This window comes from Pseudomonas sp. TE3552, from assembly GCF_056278945.1.
Genome location: NZ_JBWBQJ010000001.1, coordinates 3,646,907 through 3,668,731, shown reverse-complemented (window position 1 = coordinate 3,668,731; position 21,825 = coordinate 3,646,907). Strand labels below are relative to the sequence as shown.

Below are 21,825 nucleotides of genomic sequence, written 5' to 3'. Positions count from 1 at the left end.
GGTAGAGAATGTGAGTCAATTTTTCCAGATTCATCCGGAAAACCCGCAAGCGCGCCTGATCAAACAGGCTGTCGAGATCATCCGCAACGGCGGGGTGGTGATTTATCCCACAGACTCGTCCTATGCCATTGGTTGCCAGATCGGCGACAAAAATGCCGTGGAACGCGTGCGCCGGTTGCGTCAACTGGATGAAAAACACAACTTCGCGCTGATCTGCAGCGACCTGTCGCAACTGGGGCTGTTCGCCAAGATCGACACCGGCACTTTCCGTTTGCTCAAGGCTCATTTGCCGGGGCCCTACACCTTCATTCTCAACGCCACCCGTGAAGTTCCGCGGCTGTTGCTGCACCCGAAAAAGCGCACCATTGGCCTGCGCGTGCCAAGCCACCCGATTGCTCTGGCACTGCTGGAAGAACTCGGCGAACCGCTGATGAGCGTGACCCTGATCATGCCCGGCGACAGCGACCCGTTGACCGATCCCTACGAAATGCGCCAGTTGCTCGAACATCAGGTGGATTTGATCATCGACGGCGGTTTCGGCGGGATCAAAGCGTCCACCGTGATCAGCCTCGCCGACGGCGAGCCGCAAGTGATCCGCGTCGGTTGCGGCGACCCTGCGCCATTCATGGCTGAGGCGTAGATGTCTGCAGTAGAACCAGAACCCGTTGACAGCCAGGCCGGCGCCCAGCAAGAACTGCCTTTCGCCATGGTTTATGGCCAGGCGGTCATGGAAATGCCGCTGGACCTGTACATCCCGCCGGATGCGCTCGAGGTTTTTCTTGAGGCCTTCGAAGGCCCCCTCGACCTGCTGCTGTACCTGATCCGCAAACAGAACATCAACATCCTCGACATCCCGGTGGCGGAAATCACCCGGCAGTACATGGGCTATGTCGAATTGATGCAGTCGGTGCGCCTGGAGCTGGCCGCCGAGTACCTGGTGATGGCCGCGATGCTCGCCGAGATCAAGTCGCGGATGCTGCTGCCCCGGGCCGAAACGATCGAAGATGAAGAAGACGATCCACGGGCCGAACTGATCCGGCGATTGCAGGAGTACGAACGTTTCAAGGCCGCCGCCGAAGGCATCGATGGCCTGAGCCGCGTCGGCCGCGACGTGGTGGTGCCCAAGCTCGATGCCCCTGAAGCCCGGGCGCGCAAGCTATTGCCGGACGTGAGTCTGGGAGAGTTGCTGATGTCCATGGCCGAGGTCTTGCGCCGTGGCGACATGTTCGAAAGTCATCAGGTCAGCCGCGAGGCGCTGTCCACCCGCGAACGTATGAGCGATGTGCTGGAACGGCTCAAGGGCGCTGGTTTCGTGCCGTTTGTCGAACTGTTCACCGCTGAAGAAGGGCGCCTGGGGGTGGTGGTGACCTTTATGGCGATCCTCGAACTGGTCAAGGAATCCTTGGTTGAGCTGGTGCAGAATGAGCCGTTCGCGGCGATCCATGTCCGGGCCCGAGCCGAATAACGAGTTGAATCATGAACCTGACTGAACCCCGCGAGCTGGCGCCACTGCTTGAAGCTTTTCTGCTGGCCTCGGGAAAACCGCAATCGCTGGAGCGCCTGTTCGAACTCTTCGAAGAAGGCGAGCGACCCGAGCCTGCGGTCTTCAAGAAAGCCCTGACGATTCTGGCCAAGTCCTGCGACGGCCGAGCCTTCGAACTGAAGGAAGTCGCCTCCGGGTATCGCCTGCAGATCCGCGAAAAGTTCGCGCCATGGGTCGGACGTTTATGGGAAGAACGGCCGCAGCGTTATTCGCGGGCCATGCTCGAAACCATGGCGCTGATTGCCTATCGCCAGCCGATCACCCGGGGCGAGATCGAAGACGTGCGCGGCGTGGCGGTCAACAGCCACATCGTGAAAACCCTGCTGGAACGTGAGTGGATCCGCATCGTCGGCTACCGCGATGTGCCCGGCAAACCGGCGATGTTTGCCACCACCAAGGCCTTTCTCGATCACTTCAACCTGAAAAATCTCGACGACTTGCCGCCGCTCGCCGAGCTGCGTGAGTTGGAACCTGATCCTGTCCTCGATTTTGACGACGCTCCGGTTCCGCAAGGCTTACAGGAACTGGCCGACGCCAGCGCCGAACCGGAGGAGCCGAAGGAAGAAACCAGTTTCCACACGCTGCTGCTGGAACTGGACACCATGGAGGAGGGGCTCAAGACCGATTTCGACGATTTGTTGCGCGATGGGGCAGTAACCGAAGCCGAAGAGGGTCTGGATCAGCCAGCACCGGAGCCCGAAGTTGAACCTCAGGTCGAGCCGGAAGCGACTGTCGAAGAAGAGCAGGAACAAGAGCAGGAAGACGACATTCTTGGCGTTGCCGAGGCTCGCGAAAAGCTCCTGGCCGCCGTCGCCGCGCTCGAACAGCCGAAACCCGAGCCCGAATTGACCGACGAAGAAGCCGAAGCCCAGGCCCTCGCCGAAGCAATTGAGGCCGAACGCCGCCAGTTCGACGACTGACACAAACCCTGTGGGCAATGGGGATCCCTGTGGGAGCGGGCCCGGCACCACCGTTCGGCGCAAAAACCAATAACCGACTGTCGATCAGCTAGTCTCTGATGCGCGAACGTCTCCATGAGCGTATGATTCGCGACCCTTTGGCGATCTCTTCGCCCGAGGACCCAGCTTTCAATGCTTCAGGACCCTCAATTCAGAGCATCCTGAACAGACCACACCGGGAGGTGCCCAGATGAGTATCAACGACCAGAAAGACGACCAGGAAATCGGCCCAGCAGGCGAAAAACTGCAGAAAGTCCTCGCCCGTATCGGCGTCGGCTCGCGCCGTGACGTAGAAGCCTGGATCAGCCACGGCCGCATCAAGGTCAATGGCAAAGACGCCACCCTCGGCCTGCGCGTCGACCTGCATGACGCCATCACCATCGATGGCAAGGTGATCAAGCGCGAAGAAGCCGCCGAGTCGGTACGCCGCGTGATCATGTACAACAAACCCGATGGTGAAATCTGCACCCGTGACGACCCTGAAGGCCGTCCGACCGTGTTCGACAAGATGCCGCGCCCGAAAGAAGGTCGCTGGATCAACATCGGTCGTCTGGACATCAACACCACTGGTCTGCTGATGTTCACCACCGACGGTGAGCTGGCCAACCGCCTGATGCACCCGTCCTACGAGATGGACCGTGAATACGCGGTACGTGTACGTGGTGAAGTCGATGATGAAATGATCGAACGTCTGAAGGCAGGCGTGGTGCTCGAAGACGGCCCGGCCAAATTCACCGACATCAAGCAAGCGCCAGGTGGCGAAGGTTTCAACCACTGGTACCACTGCGTGGTAATGGAAGGTCGTAACCGCGAAGTTCGTCGTCTGTGGGAATCCCAGGGCCTGGTGGTCAGCCGCCTGAAACGCGTGCGTTTCGGTCCGGTGTTCCTCAACTCCGACCTGCCGATGGGCCGCTGGCGCGAAATGAGTCAGTACGAAGTCGACATTCTGAGTGCTGAAGTCGGCCTGACGCCGGTGGCGATGCCGCAAATGAACGCCAAGAGCAAAGACAAGCTCGAGCGTATGCAGCGCAAATCGTCCCGTCCGGTGGGCAAGACCGAACGCGTACGGACCCTGCGTCCAGCCACTGGTGCTCCAGCTGCCGGTCCGCGTCCAGCCCGCGAGCCGCAGATCGAAGGCGAGCGTCCGGCCCGCAAGCCAGCGCCACGTCAGGATGGCGAACGCGGCCCACGCACGCCGCGTCCGGCCAACGGTCGCACTGAGCGTGGCGAAGGCCGTGGGGCTCCGGCCGGTGGTCGTAGCGATCGCGGTGCGCCTGCTGGTCGTGGCACACCCGTGGCAGACCGCCCGGCCGACACCAAGCGCCCGGCCAAGCCTGCGCCGAAAAAGCGCCCAGGCATCGTGCTGGTCGACCGTGACGCGCCATCGGGCAAGCGTCGCGGCGCACCAGCCGGTTCTGGCCAGCGTCCGGGCTTTGGTCGTCGCAAGCCTGAGTAATCGATAAGCGCTCCATGAAAAACGCCATCCCTCGGGATGGCGTTTTTTTTGGTCTGGTAAACCGGTTTTCAGAAAGCAGGTGAACCTGTGGCGAGGGAGCTTGCTCCCGCTGGGTCGCGAAGCGGCCCCAGAACCATTCACCTCGTTATTTCTGGTAAACCGCGTCGGCAGGTTTTGCGGCTGCTGCGCAGCCGAGCGGGAGCAAGCTCCCTCGCCACAGGGTTTGGTGTTGCTCAGAACACAAACCGCCCATCAAACACTGGCTCATCATCCAGCGCCAACACGCCGCCAGAGAAGATCAGGTCCAGATGATGACTGCCCTTGGCTCCGCCGCCCAACCCCAGGTGCAAGCCGCAATGGCGCTCCTCGAACCCGGCATTGCGCGCATACAACTCTTTCACGCCTTCGTTGGTGCCGATCCCCAACTCTTCGATGCGTCGATTGGACGGATTGGCGTCCAGGTATTTGTTGAAGTCATGTTCCAGGCCCGGCACATCGGTGGCGATTTTGCTGATGGTCGAGTTCTCGATCCACAACTCCAGCGGTGACGCCAGTACGCCGTACTTGCGGGCAAATGGAATCGTGCCGAGGAAAGTCCCCATGAATTTCACCCGGCCATTAATCGCCTCGCTATGGGTGGCAATCTCGCCGGGTGCCAGATCGAAGTTGCCGACACCATTGATATCGGTCCACTTCTTGATACTGCTCAATGGTGTTTCGAACCACGAGCCATGATCATCTTTGAAACTTAACGTTGTGGCGTGGGACATGCGCTGGATCAAGTGCCTGTTCAACCCGGCAATCCGCTGCGGGGTGACACTGAAGGTGTCGTAAAAGTAATCGCCGTAATCCTTGAACAGCAGCGATTTCTTCCAGTTTTCCGCCATCACGCCTTGCAGCGCGCGGACAAAGTCCGGGCCGTCGGGACGCGGGTTGGGCAGGGTGGAAGAGTCGTAGAAGAAAATGTACAGATCGCTGTCGGCAATCGCCTGGGCCAGTAACTCGGTGGGTTCGAGGTCCAGGCGCATCGCGCTGAAGTTGAACCGTGGGCTGTTACCGACCTGTTCGACGATAGCGCCGGTCAGCGCCTCGTAATCAGCGGTATGGCCGAGCAAGACCTTGGCCGGGCTGACACCGGCAACGGCAGGGTGATGTTCGAGGTAGTAAAGGAAATGCGAAATGGCGCGTTGCTTATCCATGTAGTCCTCCCTGACAAACCGAGAAAGTGGCAGGCACGACCGGCCGGATGGTGCCTGCCGGGATGTCTTACAGAGGCCACATCGCCGTGCCGAACGGAACGACCGCATCGGCTTGCATCATTTCAACGGCGGCTTCATGGGTCGGTGCTTCAAACCAATCGTCCAGTTGCAGTTCAGTGTCCAAGTCTTTGTCCAGTGCTTGCATGGTGAGTCTCCTAGATGACTTTTTCAGTAAGAACAGCGGCGTACTTTTCATTCATTGAAGAGCGCGTCAACTTGCCGGTCGATGCGGCTCGGCAAGTCGCTGAAAACCTAGTCCAGAGGTTTTTAGAATGCAAAAAAATAATTAAACAATTTTCATTTGAACTATTTATTCCATTTTTCGAAGGCCAAGTTTCTTAATGAAAAACAGAAAACTAAGTCGGATATTTCCTTAGGAAGCTTCCTATCGTCAATTTATAGTCGGTTGGTCTTCGGATCTGATTTGGAAAGTTTGCGTTACGCCTTGTCAATAAAACCTTACGAAAAACCTTCTGAAACGCCATGGAATGCCGTTGGGGAAAGGGCTGTAAGGAAAACCTGCCGTTGGCTGACGAGTCGGCGCGGTTCGAAGGCTCTGGCGCGCTTGTTTCAACCTCGTTTGAAGGGTGAGATGCGCCCCATGCCTGTCGTGCAGGTGCATAACAAGAAGGAGGCGCAATGAACGCCGTGACTCATCTCCATCTCCCACCGAGGGGCGATTTTTCCGCTGCCCCTGTCGATGACCTGCAAAGGTCTGACTCAATTTTTGCAGCCGCCCGAGGCTCTCGAGGCGGACACAGGCAATCCCGGCAACCGACGCGCTGATCCAGTGGTGTCTGGCAGCAGGGGGTTACAGGTGTACAATGCGCCGCGTTTTAACTGTGACCCTCTGCGCAACAGCGCAAACCTCAAGGTTTATCCGCCTTGTTCACTCCGCCGCGTCACGAGCGTGTCGGGTTCGATTTCGTCACAGATAAAAACAAACAGGTGACGCATGACTGTCGTAAAAACGCTGAACTCCTGGTGCCTGCGCTGGGGTTTGATCGGCGCTGCTTGAAATCGCAACCGAGCAGCAACGTCTACAGAACATCATCAAACCTTGCGTGAGACCCTTTTCATGAGTGGACAAAACTCGCATTCAGGCGAGCTGAAACGCGGCCTGAAAAATCGCCATATTCAACTGATCGCCCTCGGTGGTGCGATCGGTACAGGGCTGTTCCTCGGCTCGGCCGGCGTGCTCAAATCCGCTGGCCCGTCGATGATTCTCGGCTACGCCATTTGCGGCTTCATCGCTTTCATGATCATGCGCCAACTGGGCGAAATGATCGTCGAAGAGCCAGTAGCCGGTTCCTTCAGCCACTTCGCCCACAAATACTGGGGCGGTTTTGCCGGCTTCCTCTCGGGCTGGAACTGCTGGATCCTGTACATCCTGGTGGGCATGTCCGAGCTGACCGCGGTCGGCAAGTACATCCATTATTGGGCGCCGGACATCCCGACCTGGGCCTCGGCCGCCGCGTTCTTCGTGCTGATCAACGCGATCAACCTGGCCAATGTCAAAGTATTCGGTGAGACCGAGTTCTGGTTCGCGATCATCAAGGTCGTGGCGATCGTCGGCATGATTGCCCTGGGCAGCTACTTGCTGGTCAGCGGCCATGGCGGCCCGCAAGCCTCGGTGACCAACCTGTGGTCCCACGGTGGCTTCTTCCCGAACGGCGTCAGCGGACTGGTGATGGCCATGGCAATCATCATGTTCTCCTTCGGCGGTCTGGAAATGCTCGGTTTCACCGCCGCTGAAGCCGACAAGCCGAAAACCGTGATCCCGAAAGCGATCAACCAGGTGATCTACCGGATCCTGATTTTCTACATCGGTGCGCTGGTGGTCCTGCTGTCGCTGACCCCTTGGGACAGCTTGCTGACAACGCTGAACGCGTCCGGCGATGCCTACAGCGGCAGCCCGTTTGTGCAAGTGTTCTCGATGCTCGGCAGCAACACCGCCGCGCACATCCTCAACTTCGTGGTCCTGACCGCGGCGCTGTCGGTGTACAACAGCGGCACCTACTGCAACAGCCGCATGCTGCTGGGCATGGCCGAGCAGGGCGATGCGCCGAAGGCCTTGGCGAAAATCGACAAGCGCGGCGTACCGGTGCGTTCGATCCTGGCATCGGCGGCGGTGACGTTGATCGCGGTGTTGCTGAACTACCTGATCCCGCAAAACGCGCTGGAACTGTTGATGTCGCTGGTGGTGGCCACTCTGGTGATCAACTGGGCGATGATCAGCTTCTCGCACTTCAAGTTCCGCCAGCACATGAACAAGACCAAACAGACGCCGCTGTTCAAGGCCCTGTGGTACCCGTACGGCAACTATGTTTGCCTGGCGTTCGTGGTGTTCATTCTTGGCGTGATGCTGCTGATCCCGGGCATCCAGATCTCGGTGTATGCGATTCCGGTGTGGGTCGCGTTCATGTGGGTCTGCTACGGCATCAAGAACAAGCGCAGCGCCCAGCATGGGTTGCAGGTTGCAGTGAAATAACGCAGCACGTAGAAACAACAAGCCCGGCCATGTGCCGGGTTTGTTGTTTTCAGGGTTTACATATATCCCTGTGGGAGCGTGGCTTGCCCGCGATTCAGACACCACGGTTCATCAGGAGGACCGCGTTATCGTTCATCGCGGGCAAGCCACGCTCCCACAGGGGCCGCATTCCTTCTGTCTATTCGCGGTATCCTGCTTGTTCTGAATACGGACCTTTTTCCATGCTGGTGATTTCCAACAACGTGCATCTGCCGGATGCCGAGATCGAGTTGACGGCCATTCGTGCGCAAGGCGCCGGTGGGCAGAACGTCAATAAAGTCTCCAGCGCCGTGCACCTGCGCTTCGATATTCCAGCCTCGTCCTTGCCCGAGTTCTACAAGGAACGGCTGCTGGCGCTGCGTGACAGTCGCATCACCAGCGAAGGGGTGTTGATCATCAAGGCCCAGCAATACCGCACGCAAGAGCAGAACCGCGCCGATGCACTGGAGCGGTTGACCGAGCTGATCCTCAGTGCCACCAAGGTCGAAAAGAAGCGCCGCCCGACCAAGCCGACCCTCGGTTCGAAAAAACGTCGGCTCGAATCCAAGACCAAACGCGGCAGCATCAAGGCCGGGCGCGGCAAGGTAGATTTCTAACGGGCGTCGCGTTCTTCCCGATACTTTGGTGCCTGCTGGTACAAGTAGGCGCTCAGCATCAATCCGCTCAAAGCGGCGAGGGCGGCAAACAGGAAGATCGAGGCAAACCCGAATCCAGCCGCTATCGCACCCGCCAACGGTCCGGTAATCCCCAGCGACAAATCGATAAACAGCGAATAGGCCCCAACTGCTGCGCCGCGGCTGGAGGCCGGCACCAGGTTGACCGCTTCCACGCCCAATGCAGGGAACACCAGCGAAAAGCCGAAACCGCTCAGCGCCGCACCGGCCAGTGCCCAATGGGCATCCGGTGCCAGCCACAGCAGCAACAGGCCGAGGGTTTCCACCGAGAGGCAGGCAATCGCCACGCGAAAGCCGCCGAGGCGGTTGATCAGGTTGCCGAACAGCAATCGCGCGCCAATGAAACTGGCGCCGAACAAACTCAGGGACAGCACCGCGTTGGACCAATGCTGAGTGGCGTAATACAGCGTGATGAAGGTCGCGATGGTGCCAAAGCCGATGGAGCCCAGCGCCAGGCCGCAGCCATGAGGAAACACCCGTCCCAGCACATGCATGAACGGCAAACGTTCACCCGCGACAATCGGTGCCGCGGTTTTCGGCCAGGCCAGCGCCACGCCCAATACGGCCAGCAGCACGATACTCACACCCATGCTCCACAAACCCAATTGACTCACCAGCAGCACCCCCAGCGGTGCGCCGACCGCCAGCGCGCCGTAGCTGGCGATGCCGTTCCAGGAGATGACTTTGGCGGTATTCGCCGCGCCGACCCGGCCGATGCCCCAGCCGATCGACCCGGAACCGACCAGGCTTTCCGCGCTGCCGAGTATCAGGCGGCCGATCAACAGGCTGATCAAACTCAGTGTCGGCAGGCTTTGCGTCCAGGCCGAAATCAGCATGAACACACCGCTCAAACCACAGCCGGCGAGGCCATACATCACCGCCAGTTTGCTGCCCTTGTTGTCGATAATGCGCCCGGCGTAAGGGCGGCTGAGCAGGGTGGCCAGGTATTGCACGCTGATCACCAGCCCGGCAATCACCGCGCCGAAACCGAGGTCGCTGTGGACGTAGCCGGGCAATACGGCCAGGGGAATGCCGATATTCAGGTAACCGATGAACGTGAACAGGACGATGGAAACGACTTGCAGCGTGACCGCCAGGGGGCGCTGGGTTTTTGACATGGGTAAAAGGTCCACGGGGCAGCAGGATAGATAGGCTGCTTATGATAGCGGCGTGGACGGTCGCGGGGCGTGAAAAGTAAAACTATTTGCCGAACGGGATGAGTCAGGATTTTGCGGGGGCAACCAGTTGCGTCGTGACCAGGGCGGCCAGCGCATTTTCTTCGCTGCCGAAGCGGGCCAGCAAAGCGGCTTGTTTCTCGGGGGAAAGGCGGTTCCAGATCTCGATCATTTTTTCGGCGGTGCCGATCAGGACACTGGCCTGAGCTTCGCTAAAGTCGTCGGTCATGGTAGGGCTCAAGATTCAGGCGGTGTGGAAAGCGCATATTAGCGCTTTCCACACGGTCTGGTACTGCAGGTGTATCAGTCTTCTCTGTCAGCCTGGCGGCGTTCAGGTGCTTCTTTCGGCTCGGGCTGTTGGGCGCCGGCTTGTTGCGTGGTTGTCTGCTCAGTTTCGTGCAGGCTTGGGAAGGGGAGATTAGGGATCTCGTGCATGTTCGCGCTCCTCGCTAAGTCTGTTGATAGATCTGGTAGATCCGCGCTTTTAAAAAGCCTGCGCAGGATACAGCAGGAGAAATGACAAATAGACTTTTATATCCGCATGTTGCGACGGATGGGATTGTCTAGACAGGTCTGTAAGGGGCGAAGATTCACTGTGGCGAGGGAGCTTGCTCCCGCTGGGCCGCGGAGCGGCCCCAATGCAGGCAATGAGTTGTTTGCGTTGAAACTCGGTTGCGGTTTTTGCGACCGCTACGCGTTCCAGCGGGAGCACGCTCCCTCGCCACAGGGAGCGCGCCATTGCATCGGGTTACTTGCAGACGTCAGCGATGGCTTCGGCCAGCAGGTCCAGGCGTGTTGCATCAATCCCGGCGACGTTGGCCCGACCTGAGCTGACCATATAGACGCTGTGGTGATCGCGCAGCTGTTTGACCTGCTCCGGCGACAAACCGGTGTAGGAAAACATTCCGCGCTGCACACCGATGTGCGCAAATCGCTCGCGCAAACCATGAGGTTCAAGCGCTTCAACCAAACCGCTGCGCAGTTGGGCGATACGCAAACGCATGGTTTCCACTTCGTCGGCCCAGCGGCTTTTCAGCTCTGGATCGCCCAGGATGGTCGCGACCACGGCGGCGCCATGATCCGGCGGTGTCGACCACAGGTTGCGGGCGATGTTGGCCAGTTGGCTGCGGATGTCCACCAGCTTGTCGGCGGTTTTCGCGCAGACAATCAACGCGCCGGTGCGGTCGCGGTACAGGCCGAAGTTCTTCGAGCAGGAGCTGGTGATCAGTACTTCCGGCAGTTCGGCGGCGAACAACCGAGTCGACCAGGCATCTTGCTCCAGGCCGTCGCCGAAGCCCTGGTAGGCGAAGTCGATCAGTGGCAGCAAATCGCGACTGCGCACCACGTCCAGCACCCGGCGCCAATCGTCATGGGACAGGTCGAAACCGGTCGGGTTGTGGCAGCAGGCGTGCAGCAGCACCACATCGCCCTTGGGTGCTGCATTGAGCACCGCGAGCATCGCTTCCACATCGAGCCGGTTATCACTGCCCACGTACGGGTAATGACTGACCTTGACCCCGGCTGCCGCGAAGATGGTTTCGTGGATCGGCCAGGTCGGATTGCTCAGCCACACGCCACGGCCCGGCAGGCACTGGGCGATAAAATCGGCGCTCAAGCGCAGCGCGCCGGTGCCGCCCGGCGTTTGCGTCGCGCCGGTCCGTTGTTCGGTGATCAACGGGGAATCGGCACCCAGCACCAATTCAACGATGGCCTTGCCGAACGCCGATTCACCGTGGCCACCGATGTAGGTCTTGGTGGTCTGACGATCCACCAGACGTTGCTCGGCGAGCTTCACGGACTGGGGGATCGGTGTCAGGCCCTGGGCATCTTTATAGACACCCACGCCGAGGTCGAATTTGCGCGGGTTGGGGTCCTGCGCATAGGCCTCCATCAGGCCGAGAATCGGGTCGCCGGGTACTCGGCCGATGGCGTCGAAATGCATTATTTGCGGCCCTCGGCGTCTTTGGCCACTTCGTCAGTGCGCGCGGCCATGATGAAGTCGTTGCGGTGCAGGCCCTTGATGGAGTGGCTCCACCAGGTCACGGTGACTTTGCCCCATTCGGTCAGCAGGCCCGGGTGATGACCTTCAGCCTCGGAGATTTCGCCGACGGCGTTGGTGAAAGCCAGCGCATGCTTGAAGTTCTTGAACAGGAAAACTTTTTCCAGCTGCATCACACCGTCGCGCACTTCGATGTTCCAGTCAGGGATCTGCTTGATCAGGATCGGCAGTTCTTCGTCGCTGACCTGAGGGGCATCGGCGCGGCAGGCTTCGCAATGGGCTTGGTTCAATGTGGACATGATGTGTTCCTGAAATCGAGTGTTTTGAGAAAACGGTCGTCAGTGGGACCACGCTAAAGCAAAGCGGCGATCCATAACAGACTCACTTGATGCCAAAAGGCGCGGGTCACGCAGCTTTTGGCGGAAATTTCGGTGCGTGCAGCCCCAGCTGCATGCCTTGTTTGACCATGCCCATGATGTCTTCGTGGGCCAGATCGAACAGGCGCTTGAGGTTCGGCAGGACAAAGTACAGCGGTTGCAGGATGTCGATGCGGTACGGCGTACGCATGCATTCCAGCGGGTCGAAGGCTTGATGCTCAGGCGCATCCGACAGGGAATAAACGGTTTCTTTGGGCGAGGACAGAATGCCGCCGCCATAGATGCGCAGGCCTTGCGGCGTGTCGACCAGGCCGAACTCGATAGTCATCCAGTACAGGCGCGCCAGGTACACCCGTTCTTCCTTGGAAGCTTGCAGGCCGAGTTTGCCGTAGGTGTGGGTGAATTCGGCGAACCAGGGGTTGGTCAGCAGCGGACAATGGCCAAAGATCTCGTGGAAAATGTCCGGCTCTTGCAGGTAATCCAGCTCTTCGCGGGTACGAATAAAGGTCGCCACCGGAAACTGCTTGTTCGCCAGCAATTCGAAAAAGGTCTGGAAGGGAATCAGTGCGGGGACTCGGGCAACCTGCCAACCGGTGGTTTCACCGAGGACTTTGTTGATTTCGCCGAGTTGCGGAATGCGGTCGTGGGGCAGACCGAGTTTTTCGATACCGTCCAGGTATTCCTGGCACGCACGGCCCTCGACCACTTTCAGTTGGCGAGTGATCAGCGTGTTCCACACCGCGTGTTCTTCGGCGGGGTAGTCGATAAAACCTTGCGCATCGGGCTCACGAGCCACGTATTGCGTCTGCTTCATGCTGCTCTCCTGCTAGGGGATTCGTTCTTGTTGTGTATACAGCTATGGACCTAGAAATACCCCAAGGCGTGCGGTGTTGCAGCAGGTGATCCGCGGTGAAAGTAGGAAAAATCTGCGCTTTTCGTAAAGTATTCGTTACGGATTGATCGCTATGGCGCAAGTATTGATATTTGCGGGTTTGAAATGGCGCACGGGTGTCACATAATCTTGACGACTAACTTGGTGCCCACGCAGAAATTTTCTTGCGTCGGGCCTCGATCACCGCTGTTACGGGCCTTTATATGCGTATCAAAGTCCACTGCCAGAACCGCATCGGCATCCTGCGCGACATTCTCAACCTGCTGGTCGAGTACGGGATCAACGTCGCCCGCGGCGAGGTGGGCGGTGAGCATGGCAATGCGATCTATCTGCACTGCCCGAACCTGATCAACATTCAGTTCCAGGCGTTGCGGCCGAAGTTCGAGGCCATTGCCGGGGTATTCGGCGTCAAGCGCGTAGGGCTGATGCCCAGCGAGCGTCGGCACATGGAGCTCAATGCCTTGCTCGGAGCCCTGGAGTTTCCGGTGCTGTCGATCGACATGGGTGGCTCCATCGTCGCGGCCAACCGTGCGGCGGCGCAGCTGCTCGGGGTGCGGGTGGATGAGGTGCCGGGGATTCCGTTGTCGCGGTACGCCGAGGACTTCGATTTGCCGGAGCTGGTGCGCGCCAACAAGTCACGGATCAACGGCTTGCGGGTCAAGGTCAAGGGTGACGTGTTTCTCGCCGACATCGCGCCGCTGCAATCGGAGCATGACGAAAGCGAGGCCATGGCCGGTGCGGTGTTGACGCTGCACCGGGCGGACCGGGTGGGCGAGCGCATCTATAACGTGCGCAAACAGGAGTTGCGCGGCTTCGACAGCATTTTCCAAAGCTCGAAAGTGATGGCGGCGGTGGTTCGCGAAGCGCGGCGCATGGCACCGCTGGATGCGCCGCTATTGATCGAAGGCGAAACCGGCACCGGCAAAGAGTTGTTGGCGCGTGCCTGTCACCTGGCGAGCCCGCGTGGGCAATCACCGCTGATGGCGCTCAACTGCGCTGGCCTGCCGGAGTCCATGGCCGAGACTGAGTTGTTTGGCTACGGCCCCGGCGCCTTCGAAGGGGCGCGGGCCGAAGGCAAGCTCGGGCTGTTGGAACTGACGGCGGGCGGCACGTTGTTTCTCGATGGCGTCGGCGAAATGAGCCCACGCTTGCAGGTGAAATTGCTGCGCTTTCTGCAGGACGGTTGCTTCCGTCGTGTCGGTAGCGATGAAGAGGTCTATCTGGATGTGCGGGTGATCTGCGCGACTCAGGTGGACTTGTCCGAGCTGTGCGCGCGCGGTGAGTTTCGCCAGGATTTGTACCACCGCTTGAACGTGCTCTCGCTGCACATCCCGCCGCTGCGTGAATGCCTCGATGGCTTGGCACCGCTGGTAGAACACTTCCTCGATCAGGCCAGTCGACAGATCGGTTGCCCGTTGCCGAAACTGGCGCCAGCGGCGATGGAGCGGCTGAGTCACTATCACTGGCCGGGCAACGTGCGGCAGTTGGAGAACGTGCTGTTTCAGGCAGTCTCTCTGTGCGAGGGCGGCACTGTCAAAGCCGAACACATTCGTCTGCCGGACTACGGCGTGCGTCAGCCGCTTGGCGATTTCTCTCTTGAGGGCGGTTTGGACGAGATCGTCGGGCGCTTCGAGAAAGCGGTGCTGGAGCGCTTGTATTCCGAGCATCCGAGCAGTCGGCAATTGGGCAAGCGGTTGGGGGTTTCGCATACCACCATTGCCAATAAGTTGCGTGAGTATGAGGTGGGCAAGGACAACGCCTAATGTGGCGAGGGAGCTTTTGTGGCGAGGGGGCTTGCCCCCGTTGGGCTGCGAAGCAGCCCCTTGCAATCTTTCAGATCCTTCAAGTTGTCCGCATTTACGACTGCTGCGCAGCCGAACGGGGGCAAGCCCCCTCGCCACAGGAATCTGTGTTGGCTGCAAAGGCTGATCCTTGCCTCTTGGCGGCATAACACCGCCGGTTTTTCGTCTTCGATACATTCCCCCCAATCCCCTCTAATCCCCTCAAGTCCTTTGTTTGCCGGGCCCTGCGCCGCCAGAAAAAAGTTGGTCTGCAAATTGCTTATGGCTCAGCAGTACAGCGGTGGGCGGCAAACGTCCGGCATGCAGAGGAAAGAGTGTGGACAAGTACCTTTATGTGGCAATGACCGGCGCCAGCCAGAATGCACTGGCGCAGAAGGCTCATGCCAACAACCTGGCGAACATCTCTACCAATGGTTTTCAGAAGGACCTGGAACAGGCCCGTTCGATGCCGGTGTTTGGTGACAGCTTTCCGGCGCGTGCGTTTGCCATGAGCGAACGTCCGGCCACCGACTTCTCCCCGGGCGCCCTGGTGGAAACCGGTCGTGACCTCGATGTCGCGGTGCAAGGCAACGGCTGGATCGCCGTGCAGAACCCCGATGGCGGTGAAAGCTACGTGCGCACCGGCAGCCTGAACGTTGACGCCCTGGGCGTGCTGCGCGCCGGCAACGGCATGCCGGTGATGGGCAATGGCGGGCCGATTGCCGTGCCGCCCGAGCAGCAGATCGAAGTCGGCGAAGACGGCACCGTCAGCATCCGCGCGATGGGCGAAGGCCCGCGGGTGATGGCCGAAGTCGACCGCATCAAACTGGTCAACCCGGACTTCAAGAACATGACCAAAGGCCTGGATGGTTCGATCCACACCAAGGACGGCAAGCCGGCGCAAGCCGATGCCGGCGTCAAGCTGGTGTCCGGGTTCCTCGAGTCGAGCAACGTCAATGCCGTGGAAGAAATGACTTCGGTGCTGGCGCTGGCCAAGCAGTTCGAGCTGCACATCAAGATGATGAACACCGCCAAAGACGACGACCAGGCCATGGCTCGGGTCTTGCAGATCAGCTAATTATCAGAACGTCGCGCCGTAAAACAGGCGCACGAGGAGAATCGAATGCTTCCGGCTCTATGGGTTGCCAAAACAGGTCTGTCCGCCCAGGACACCAACCTCACCACCATTTCCAACAACCTGGCGAACGTATCGACCACGGGTTTCAAACGTGACCGCGCCGAGTTCCAGGACTTGCTGTACCAGATCAAACGCCAGCCAGGCGCCCAGTCGACCCAGGACAGCGAACTGCCGTCGGGCCTGCAAGTGGGTACCGGTGTGCGCATCGTCGGCACCCAGAAAAACTTCACCGCCGGTAGCCTGCAAACCACCGAGCAGCCGTTGGACATGGCCATCGACGGTCGCGGTTTCTTCCAGATCCTGCAGCCCGATGGCACCACGTCCTACACCCGTGACGGTACCTTCCACCTGGACTCCAACGGCCAGATCGTCAACGCCAGCGGCTTCGCCCTGGAGCCGGCCATTGTCATTCCGAACAACGCCCAGACGTTCACCGTTGGCCGTGACGGCACCGTGTCCATCACCGTTGCCGGCAACCCGGCTGCCCAGGTGATCGGCAATCTGCAAACCGCCGACTTCATCAACCCGGCCGGTCTGCAAGCGGTGGGTAACAACCTGTTCCTGGAAACCGCTGCCAGTGGCGCGCCGCAAGTCGGCACCCCGGGCCTGGCTGGTTTCGGCACCACGCTGCAGAACACCCTGGAAACGTCCAACGTCAGCACCGTTGAAGAGATGGTCAACATGATCACCACTCAGCGCGCCTACGAGATGAACTCCAAAGTGATCTCCACCGCCGACCAGATGCTCTCGTTCGTAACGCAGAATCTGTAATCAAGTCTATGAGGCGGCCATGAGGTCGCCTGCAACACCGTGAGGTAGGGTCATGAATCGCTTCGTATCTGTTCTGGCACTGAGTGGGGCCGTCGTACTCGCGGGCTGCGTCGCCCCGACGCCAAGGCCCAATGACCCTTACTACGCCCCGGTGTTGCCGCGCACGCCGCTGCCGGCTGCCGCCAATAATGGCTCGATCTACCAGGCCGGTTTCGAACAGAACCTGTACAGCGACCGCAAGGCGTTCCGGGTCGGTGACATCATCACCATCACCCTGAACGAGCGCACCCAGGCGAGCAAGAACGCCAACTCGCAGATGGACAAGAACAGCGACAACAAGATCGGCCTGACCTCGTTGTTCGGCTCCAGCCTGACCACCAATAACCCGGTCGGTGGCAACGACCTGAGTCTGAACGCCGGCTATAGCGCCGACCGCTCAACCAAGGGCGACAGTAAGTCCGGCCAGAGCAACAGCCTGACCGGTTCGATCACCGTGACCGTGGCTGACGTGTTGCCCAACGGCATCATCGCTGTGCGCGGCGAGAAGTGGCTGACCCTCAACACCGGTGACGAACTGGTACGAATTGCCGGCCTCGTTCGCGCCGATGACATCGCCACCGACAATACTGTGTCGTCGACCCGCGTCGCCGATGCACGCATCACCTATTCGGGCACCGGTGCATTTGCCGATGCGAGTCAGCCAGGCTGGTTCGACCGTTTCTTCCTCAGCCCGCTGTTCCCTTTCTAGGTGGCTACGTTGAATCTTAAACACCTGATGGTGGGCGCCCTGTTGCTGATGGCGGCCTTCGATGCTCAAGCCGAACGGCTGAAGGACATCGCCAGTATTTCCGGCGTGCGTTCCAACCAATTGATCGGCTATGGCCTGGTGGTCGGGCTTAACGGTACCGGCGACCAGACGACCCAGACCCCGTTCACCCTGCAGACCTTCAACAACATGCTCTCGCAGTTCGGCATCAAGGTGCCGGCAGGTTCGGGCAATGTGCAGTTGAAGAACGTCGCGGCGGTGTCGATCAGTGCTGATCTGCCGGCGTTCGCCAAGCCGGGTCAGCAGATAGATATCACCGTAGCGTCCATCGGTAACTCCAAGAGCCTGCGTGGCGGTACCTTGCTGCTGACACCGCTCAAGGGGATCGACGGCAACGTCTATGCCGTGGCTCAGGGCAACCTGGTGGTCGGCGGTTTCGACGCCGAAGGTCGTGACGGTTCGAAGATCACCGTCAACGTTCCGTCGGCCGGTCGTATCCCCGGCGGTGCGTCGGTCGAGCGTGCAGTGCCGAGCGGCTTCAATCAGGGCAACAGCCTGACCCTGAACCTCAATCGTTCGGACTTCACCACCGCCAAGCGCATCGTCGACAAGATCAACGACATGCTCGGCCCTGGTGTCGCTCAGGCCATCGACGGTGGCTCGATCCGCGTGACCGCGCCACTCGATCCGAGCCAGCGGGTCGACTATTTGTCGATCCTTGAAAACCTCGAAGTCGACCCGGGTCAGGCGGTGGCGAAAGTCATCATCAACTCGCGCACCGGCACCATCGTGATCGGTCAGAACGTCAAGGTTTCCCCGGCCGCCGTGACCCACGGCAGCCTGACCGTGACCATTACCGAAGACCCGATCGTCAGCCAGCCCGGCCCTCTGTCCAATGGGCAGACGGCGGTCGTGCCGCGCTCGCGGGTCAACGCTCAGCAAGAAGCCAAGCCGATGTTCAAGTTCGGCCCGGGCACCACCCTCGACGAAATCGTCCGTGCGGTGAACCAGGTCGGCGCGGCACCGGGTGACTTGATGGCGATCCTCGAAGCGCTGAAACAGGCCGGCGCGTTGCAAGCCGACCTGATCGTGATCTGAGGACGGCGATCATGGATATGCGTAAAAGTGGCTTGGTCAGCAGTAGCGATTCGGGTTCCTACTCGGACCTGAACCGCCTGAATCAGCTCAAGGTCGGCGACAAGAACAGCGATGCGAACATGCGCAAGGTGGCGCAGGAATTCGAATCGCTGTTCCTCGGTGAAATGCTCAAGTCCATGCGCTCGGCCACCGAAGCGCTGGGCCAGGACAATCCGCTCAACACGCCGGCGGCCAAGCAATACCAGGAAATGTACGACCAGCAGTTGGCCGTTTCCCTGTCCCGCGAAGGCGGCGGTATTGGTCTGGCCGATGTGCTGATGCGCCAGATGTCGAAGAACAAGCCACTGGCGCCGGGTGAGGCCGCTGCAGCGTCTGCTGCCAAGCAAGCCGCCGCGCAAGCTGCCGTGGAAACACCGATTGCCGCGGGTACGGCTCCCACCAACGGACCACTGTCGCGCCTCAACGGTGAGCGTCCGTTGTGGGCTTCGCGTTCGGTGAAGGCGCCGGCAAGCGCGGGCGAGGGCGCACACCGCAACGACATGGCGTTGATCAATCAGCGGCGTCTGGCGCTACCACCGAAACTGGCCGACCGTTTGCTCGCCGGGCTGGTGCCGTCAGCATCGACTACGGCGACGACCGCCACCGCGGCACAGAACAAAATCCAGGTGCCGCAGAACGCCGCGACCGGTTCCGGCTCCCTGTACAACGGCGATTGGCTGGCTTCGCAAACGGACACGACCTCCAGCGGGCGTATGCAGATTTATGGGCGTGCCATGGCTCAAATCCCCTTGGCGCCGGCGAAGAAAGCCTTCAGTTCCGCCGACGAATTCGTCAACACCATGCTGCCAATGGCCAAAGAAGCTGCCGACCGTATCGGTGTCGATCCGCGTTACCTGGTGGCGCAGGCTGCCCTGGAAACCGGTTGGGGCAAATCGGTCATGCGCGCCCAGGACGGCAGCAGCAGCCATAACCTGTTCGGCATCAAGGCCAGCAGTAACTGGAAGGGCGATTCGGCGCGGGCGATCACCAGCGAATTCAGAAATGGCGAGATGGTCAAGGAGACGGCCGAGTTCCGTTCCTACGCCTCTTACAAGGACAGCTTCCATGACCTTGTGACGCTGCTGCAAAGCAACAATCGTTATCAAGATGTGCTGAAGTCGGCCGATAACCCAGAACAGTTTGTACGCGAGTTGCAAAAAGCCGGGTATGCAACCGACCCGGATTACGCGAGCAAGATTTCGCAGATAGCCAAGCAGATGACGAGTTACCAAAACTACGCTGCGGCGGGCGCTTCCACTACGCCTTTATAGGCATAAGGCATAAGGTCTGAACCATGAGTTTGCTCAATATCGGGATGTCGGGTTTATCCGCGGGCCAATCCGCGTTGATGGTGACCGGTAATAACATTGCCAACGCCGACACCTCCGGTTATTCACGCCAACAAACCGTGCAAGGCACCAAGGCCTCGAATCAGTTCGGCAATGTCTTTATCGGCAGCGGTACGACCCTCGCCGATGTGCGTCGGGTGTACAACAGCTACCTCGATGCGCAACTGCAAACCACCACCTCGCTCAACAGTGACTCGGCTGCCTACGCCGGGCAGATCAGCCCGCTCGATGCGTTGCTGTCGGACAGCGGCACCGGTCTCAATGGCGCCCTGACCAAGTTCTTTGCCTCGGTACAGAACGTCAATGCCAAACCGGGCGACGATGCTTCCCGGCAACTGCTGCTCAGCGATGCGCAAGCCCTGAGCAACCGGTTCAACTCGATCTCCAGCCAATTGACGACGCAGAACGCGAACATCAACGGCAATCTGGAGAACATGGCCGATCAGATCAACAAACTGGCGGCCACCGTGGCCCAGCTGAACCAGAAGATTTCTGAAGTTTCCAAAGCCGGCGGCCAGCCCAACGACTTGCTCGATGCGCGCAACGAGACCGTACGCCAATTGTCCACTTTCACCGGTGCGCAGGTGATGGAGCGTGACGGTAACCTCGACATTTACCTGGGCAGCGGTCAGCCGCTGGTCATGGGCAGCACCGCCAGCAAGCTGGAAGTGGTGCCGAGCAAAGACGACCCTTCGCGTTCGGCCATTCAGCTCAATCGCGGTTCGAGCACCATCGACATCACCTCGGTGATGACCGGTGGTGAAATGGGCGGCTTGCTGCGCTATCGCAGCACCGTGCTGGACCCGGCCATGAACGAGCTGGGCCGTGTGGCGCTGGTCGTCGCCGATCAGATGAACACCATCCAGGCCCAGGGCATCGACAAGAACGGTGACTTCGGCTCGAACCTGTTCAACAGCATCAACAGTGCCGCGCAAATGGCTCAGCGCAGCGTTGCCACAGTCGGCAACAGTGCCGGCTCGGGCAACTTCGACGTGACCATCGAGGACAGCGGCAAGCTGACCATCAACGATTACAAGGTCACCTTCACCAGCGCCACCAACTACACCGTGCAGCGTCTGCCTGAAGGCACCGCCATGGGCGCGTTCAGTACGCTGACCACGCCGCCGCCAGTGATCGACGGTTTCTCCATGACACTCTCCGGTGGTACCGCAGCCGCTGGCGACACGTTCAAGATCACCCCGACCCGCAACGCGGCAACCAACATCAAGACCGAGATGACCGACTCCAAACGTCTGGCCATCGCGGCACCGTTGGGCGCGGCAATTGCTGCGGGCGGCAGCGGCACATTGACGATTCCGGCCAGCGGCCAGCCGACCCTGACCACGAAGTTCGATGTCTACGACACAGCGACCACCACCACGATCCAGAACGGTCTGAAGACTTCGACGCCGGTCAAAATCGTATTTGGTGCGGCCGGTGGTACGACCCAGACTTACCAAATGCTCGATGCCCAAGGCAACTCGCTCAGCAGCGGCACCATCGTGCCGGGCCAGAACAATACGCTGAGCCTGACCATTCCACTGGTCGACGCCAGCGGCGCCGCGATCAATGATCCGGGACCGCCCATCGTGCAGCGTACTGTGTCGTTTGACATGACCGTGGCCGGTTCGCCAGGTAACGGCACCGCGATCAATGTCTCGCTCAGCCAGCCAGGCACGCTGGACAACCGCAACGGCACAACACTGGCCGGCCTGCAGACCAAGCAGACCGTGGATACCGGTTCAGCCAGTAAAGGTATTTCCCTGACCGACGCCTACGGCAAACTGGTTGAGGGCGTAGGCGCCAAGGCTGCCCAGGGCAAACTCGACAGCGCTGCCACCGAAGCGATCCTGGCCAACGCCAAGGGCGCTCGTGACTCGTTGTCCGGTGTCGACCTCGATGAGGAAACCGGCAACCTGGTCAAGTACCAGCAGTACTACACCGCGTCTTCGCAGATCATCAAGGCTGCGCAGGAAATCTTCAGCACACTGATCAACAGTCTTTAAGGAGTCGTAGCCC

22 protein-coding genes are annotated in these 21,825 nt (G+C 59.9%); 14 read left to right on the top strand and 8 right to left on the bottom strand.

The window, feature by feature from the left end; all coding sequences use genetic code 11:
* The first annotated feature begins 10 nt into the window (after window positions 1–10).
* The 4 genes from ACZ9BB_RS16495 to rluB all read left to right on the top strand — a co-directional run bounded on the left by ACZ9BB_RS16495 (window position 11) and on the right by rluB (window position 3,958).
* Window positions 11–640 (top strand): L-threonylcarbamoyladenylate synthase, encoded by a 630-nt coding sequence (locus ACZ9BB_RS16495; RefSeq protein ID WP_476214651.1) that lies wholly within the window; start codon window positions 11–13, stop codon window positions 638–640.
* A gap of 66 nt (window positions 641–706) precedes the next feature.
* Window positions 707–1,465 carry a segregation and condensation protein A gene (locus ACZ9BB_RS16490; protein WP_476218337.1) on the top strand — a complete coding sequence of 253 codons (759 nt, stop codon included), beginning with the start codon at window positions 707–709 and terminating at the stop codon, window positions 1,463–1,465.
* Between the two features lie 11 nt (window positions 1,466–1,476).
* Window positions 1,477–2,463, top strand: a complete 987-nt coding sequence (gene scpB, locus ACZ9BB_RS16485; RefSeq protein WP_476214650.1) for an SMC-Scp complex subunit ScpB — start codon at window positions 1,477–1,479, stop codon at window positions 2,461–2,463.
* Window positions 2,464–2,692: 229 nt separating this feature from the next.
* Entirely contained in the window at window positions 2,693–3,958 is a 1,266-nt protein-coding gene (gene rluB, locus ACZ9BB_RS16480) for a 23S rRNA pseudouridine(2605) synthase RluB (protein WP_476214649.1), read from the top strand.
* Window positions 3,959–4,191: 233 nt separating this feature from the next.
* Here the strand turns inward: rluB and ACZ9BB_RS16475 are convergent, their stop codons facing one another.
* Together ACZ9BB_RS16475 and ACZ9BB_RS16470 are read right to left on the bottom strand one after the other, a co-directional pair.
* Window positions 4,192–5,157, bottom strand: a complete 966-nt coding sequence (locus ACZ9BB_RS16475; RefSeq protein ID WP_476214648.1) for a M29 family metallopeptidase — start codon at window positions 5,155–5,157, stop codon at window positions 4,192–4,194.
* Window positions 5,158–5,224: 67 nt separating this feature from the next.
* On the bottom strand, window positions 5,225–5,362 hold the full coding sequence (locus ACZ9BB_RS16470; RefSeq protein WP_007938535.1) for a hypothetical protein: 138 nt from the start codon (window positions 5,360–5,362) through the stop codon (window positions 5,225–5,227).
* A 156-nt stretch (window positions 5,363–5,518) separates the two neighbouring features.
* Here ACZ9BB_RS16470 and ACZ9BB_RS16465 point away from each other — a divergent pair, with 156 nt between their 5' ends.
* The 3 genes from ACZ9BB_RS16465 to arfB all read left to right on the top strand — a co-directional run bounded on the left by ACZ9BB_RS16465 (window position 5,519) and on the right by arfB (window position 8,343).
* Window positions 5,519–5,860 (top strand): hypothetical protein, encoded by a 342-nt coding sequence (locus ACZ9BB_RS16465; protein WP_476214647.1) that lies wholly within the window; start codon window positions 5,519–5,521, stop codon window positions 5,858–5,860.
* A 435-nt stretch (window positions 5,861–6,295) separates the two neighbouring features.
* Complete coding sequence (locus tag ACZ9BB_RS16460) at window positions 6,296–7,708, top strand: amino acid permease (protein WP_476214646.1); 1,413 nt, start codon at window positions 6,296–6,298, stop codon at window positions 7,706–7,708.
* Window positions 7,709–7,929: 221 nt separating this feature from the next.
* Window positions 7,930–8,343, top strand: coding sequence for an alternative ribosome rescue aminoacyl-tRNA hydrolase ArfB (gene arfB / locus ACZ9BB_RS16455; protein ID WP_007938537.1), 414 nt, complete (start codon window positions 7,930–7,932; stop codon window positions 8,341–8,343).
* Here arfB and ACZ9BB_RS16450 read toward each other — a convergent pair.
* The 6 genes from ACZ9BB_RS16450 to phhA all read right to left on the bottom strand — a co-directional run bounded on the left by ACZ9BB_RS16450 (window position 8,340) and on the right by phhA (window position 12,786).
* The gene (locus ACZ9BB_RS16450) at window positions 8,340–9,539 is read right to left on the bottom strand and encodes an MFS transporter (protein ID WP_476214645.1); all 1,200 of its coding nucleotides are present in this window, start codon (window positions 9,537–9,539) and stop codon (window positions 8,340–8,342) included. The genes arfB and ACZ9BB_RS16450 overlap by 4 nt on opposite strands.
* Before the next feature lie 103 nt (window positions 9,540–9,642).
* Window positions 9,643–9,825 (bottom strand): hypothetical protein, encoded by a 183-nt coding sequence (locus tag ACZ9BB_RS16445; protein WP_476214644.1) that lies wholly within the window; start codon window positions 9,823–9,825, stop codon window positions 9,643–9,645.
* Window positions 9,826–9,899: 74 nt separating this feature from the next.
* Window positions 9,900–10,031, bottom strand: a complete 132-nt coding sequence (locus ACZ9BB_RS16440; RefSeq protein WP_007938543.1) for a hypothetical protein — start codon at window positions 10,029–10,031, stop codon at window positions 9,900–9,902.
* Window positions 10,032–10,344: 313 nt separating this feature from the next.
* A complete protein-coding gene (locus tag ACZ9BB_RS16435; RefSeq protein WP_476214643.1) occupies window positions 10,345–11,538 on the bottom strand; it encodes an amino acid aminotransferase in 1,194 nt (397 codons plus the stop codon).
* Window positions 11,538–11,894: a 4a-hydroxytetrahydrobiopterin dehydratase gene (locus ACZ9BB_RS16430; protein ID WP_018929944.1), complete on the bottom strand. Its 357-nt coding sequence runs from the start codon at window positions 11,892–11,894 to the stop codon at window positions 11,538–11,540. The genes ACZ9BB_RS16435 and ACZ9BB_RS16430 overlap by 1 nt, the downstream gene beginning before the upstream one ends.
* A gap of 106 nt (window positions 11,895–12,000) precedes the next feature.
* Window positions 12,001–12,786: a phenylalanine 4-monooxygenase gene (phhA, locus tag ACZ9BB_RS16425; RefSeq protein WP_476214642.1), complete on the bottom strand. Its 786-nt coding sequence runs from the start codon at window positions 12,784–12,786 to the stop codon at window positions 12,001–12,003.
* A gap of 281 nt (window positions 12,787–13,067) precedes the next feature.
* Here phhA and ACZ9BB_RS16420 point away from each other — a divergent pair, with 281 nt between their 5' ends.
* The 7 genes from ACZ9BB_RS16420 to flgK all read left to right on the top strand — a co-directional run bounded on the left by ACZ9BB_RS16420 (window position 13,068) and on the right by flgK (window position 21,812).
* The gene (locus ACZ9BB_RS16420) at window positions 13,068–14,627 is read left to right on the top strand and encodes a sigma-54-dependent transcriptional regulator (protein ID WP_476214641.1); all 1,560 of its coding nucleotides are present in this window, start codon (window positions 13,068–13,070) and stop codon (window positions 14,625–14,627) included.
* 355 nt (window positions 14,628–14,982) lie between these two features.
* On the top strand, window positions 14,983–15,723 hold the full coding sequence (locus ACZ9BB_RS16415) for a flagellar basal body rod protein FlgF (RefSeq protein WP_026286705.1): 741 nt from the start codon (window positions 14,983–14,985) through the stop codon (window positions 15,721–15,723).
* A gap of 45 nt (window positions 15,724–15,768) precedes the next feature.
* Entirely contained in the window at window positions 15,769–16,554 is a 786-nt protein-coding gene (gene flgG / locus ACZ9BB_RS16410) for a flagellar basal-body rod protein FlgG (protein ID WP_205887176.1), read from the top strand.
* 52 nt (window positions 16,555–16,606) lie between these two features.
* On the top strand, window positions 16,607–17,302 hold the full coding sequence (flgH, locus tag ACZ9BB_RS16405; protein WP_476214640.1) for a flagellar basal body L-ring protein FlgH: 696 nt from the start codon (window positions 16,607–16,609) through the stop codon (window positions 17,300–17,302).
* A gap of 27 nt (window positions 17,303–17,329) precedes the next feature.
* A complete protein-coding gene (locus tag ACZ9BB_RS16400; protein WP_253426641.1) occupies window positions 17,330–18,418 on the top strand; it encodes a flagellar basal body P-ring protein FlgI in 1,089 nt (362 codons plus the stop codon).
* 11 nt (window positions 18,419–18,429) lie between these two features.
* Window positions 18,430–19,728, top strand: a complete 1,299-nt coding sequence (flgJ, locus tag ACZ9BB_RS16395; RefSeq protein WP_476214639.1) for a flagellar assembly peptidoglycan hydrolase FlgJ — start codon at window positions 18,430–18,432, stop codon at window positions 19,726–19,728.
* 23 nt (window positions 19,729–19,751) lie between these two features.
* The gene (gene flgK / locus ACZ9BB_RS16390) at window positions 19,752–21,812 is read left to right on the top strand and encodes a flagellar hook-associated protein FlgK (RefSeq protein ID WP_476214638.1); all 2,061 of its coding nucleotides are present in this window, start codon (window positions 19,752–19,754) and stop codon (window positions 21,810–21,812) included.
* The last annotated feature ends 13 nt before the right edge of the window (window positions 21,813–21,825 follow it).

What these genes read in the sequence shown, in the direction of transcription:
- ACZ9BB_RS16460 (WP_476214646.1), top strand. Translation starts at nt 6,296, where the DNA reads ATGAGTGGACAAAACTCGCATTCAGGCGAGCTGAAACGCGGCCTGAAA.
- flgJ (WP_476214639.1), top strand. Translation starts at nt 18,430, where the DNA reads ATGGATATGCGTAAAAGTGGCTTGGTCAGCAGTAGCGATTCGGGTTCC.
- ACZ9BB_RS16400 (WP_253426641.1), top strand. Translation starts at nt 17,330, where the DNA reads ATGGTGGGCGCCCTGTTGCTGATGGCGGCCTTCGATGCTCAAGCCGAA.
- flgK (WP_476214638.1), top strand. Translation starts at nt 19,752, where the DNA reads ATGAGTTTGCTCAATATCGGGATGTCGGGTTTATCCGCGGGCCAATCC.
- scpB (WP_476214650.1), top strand. Translation starts at nt 1,477, where the DNA reads ATGAACCTGACTGAACCCCGCGAGCTGGCGCCACTGCTTGAAGCTTTT.
- flgG (WP_205887176.1), top strand. Translation starts at nt 15,769, where the DNA reads ATGCTTCCGGCTCTATGGGTTGCCAAAACAGGTCTGTCCGCCCAGGAC.
- ACZ9BB_RS16470 (WP_007938535.1), bottom strand. Translation starts at nt 5,362, where the DNA reads ATGCAAGCACTGGACAAAGACTTGGACACTGAACTGCAACTGGACGAT.
- arfB (WP_007938537.1), top strand. Translation starts at nt 7,930, where the DNA reads ATGCTGGTGATTTCCAACAACGTGCATCTGCCGGATGCCGAGATCGAG.
- ACZ9BB_RS16445 (WP_476214644.1), bottom strand. Translation starts at nt 9,825, where the DNA reads ATGACCGACGACTTTAGCGAAGCTCAGGCCAGTGTCCTGATCGGCACC.
- ACZ9BB_RS16430 (WP_018929944.1), bottom strand. Translation starts at nt 11,894, where the DNA reads ATGTCCACATTGAACCAAGCCCATTGCGAAGCCTGCCGCGCCGATGCC.
- phhA (WP_476214642.1), bottom strand. Translation starts at nt 12,786, where the DNA reads ATGAAGCAGACGCAATACGTGGCTCGTGAGCCCGATGCGCAAGGTTTT.
- ACZ9BB_RS16450 (WP_476214645.1), bottom strand. Translation starts at nt 9,539, where the DNA reads ATGTCAAAAACCCAGCGCCCCCTGGCGGTCACGCTGCAAGTCGTTTCC.
- ACZ9BB_RS16435 (WP_476214643.1), bottom strand. Translation starts at nt 11,538, where the DNA reads ATGCATTTCGACGCCATCGGCCGAGTACCCGGCGACCCGATTCTCGGC.
- ACZ9BB_RS16420 (WP_476214641.1), top strand. Translation starts at nt 13,068, where the DNA reads ATGCGTATCAAAGTCCACTGCCAGAACCGCATCGGCATCCTGCGCGAC.
- rluB (WP_476214649.1), top strand. Translation starts at nt 2,693, where the DNA reads ATGAGTATCAACGACCAGAAAGACGACCAGGAAATCGGCCCAGCAGGC.
- ACZ9BB_RS16475 (WP_476214648.1), bottom strand. Translation starts at nt 5,157, where the DNA reads ATGGATAAGCAACGCGCCATTTCGCATTTCCTTTACTACCTCGAACAT.
- flgH (WP_476214640.1), top strand. Translation starts at nt 16,607, where the DNA reads ATGAATCGCTTCGTATCTGTTCTGGCACTGAGTGGGGCCGTCGTACTC.
- ACZ9BB_RS16440 (WP_007938543.1), bottom strand. Translation starts at nt 10,031, where the DNA reads ATGCACGAGATCCCTAATCTCCCCTTCCCAAGCCTGCACGAAACTGAG.
- ACZ9BB_RS16490 (WP_476218337.1), top strand. Translation starts at nt 707, where the DNA reads ATGGTTTATGGCCAGGCGGTCATGGAAATGCCGCTGGACCTGTACATC.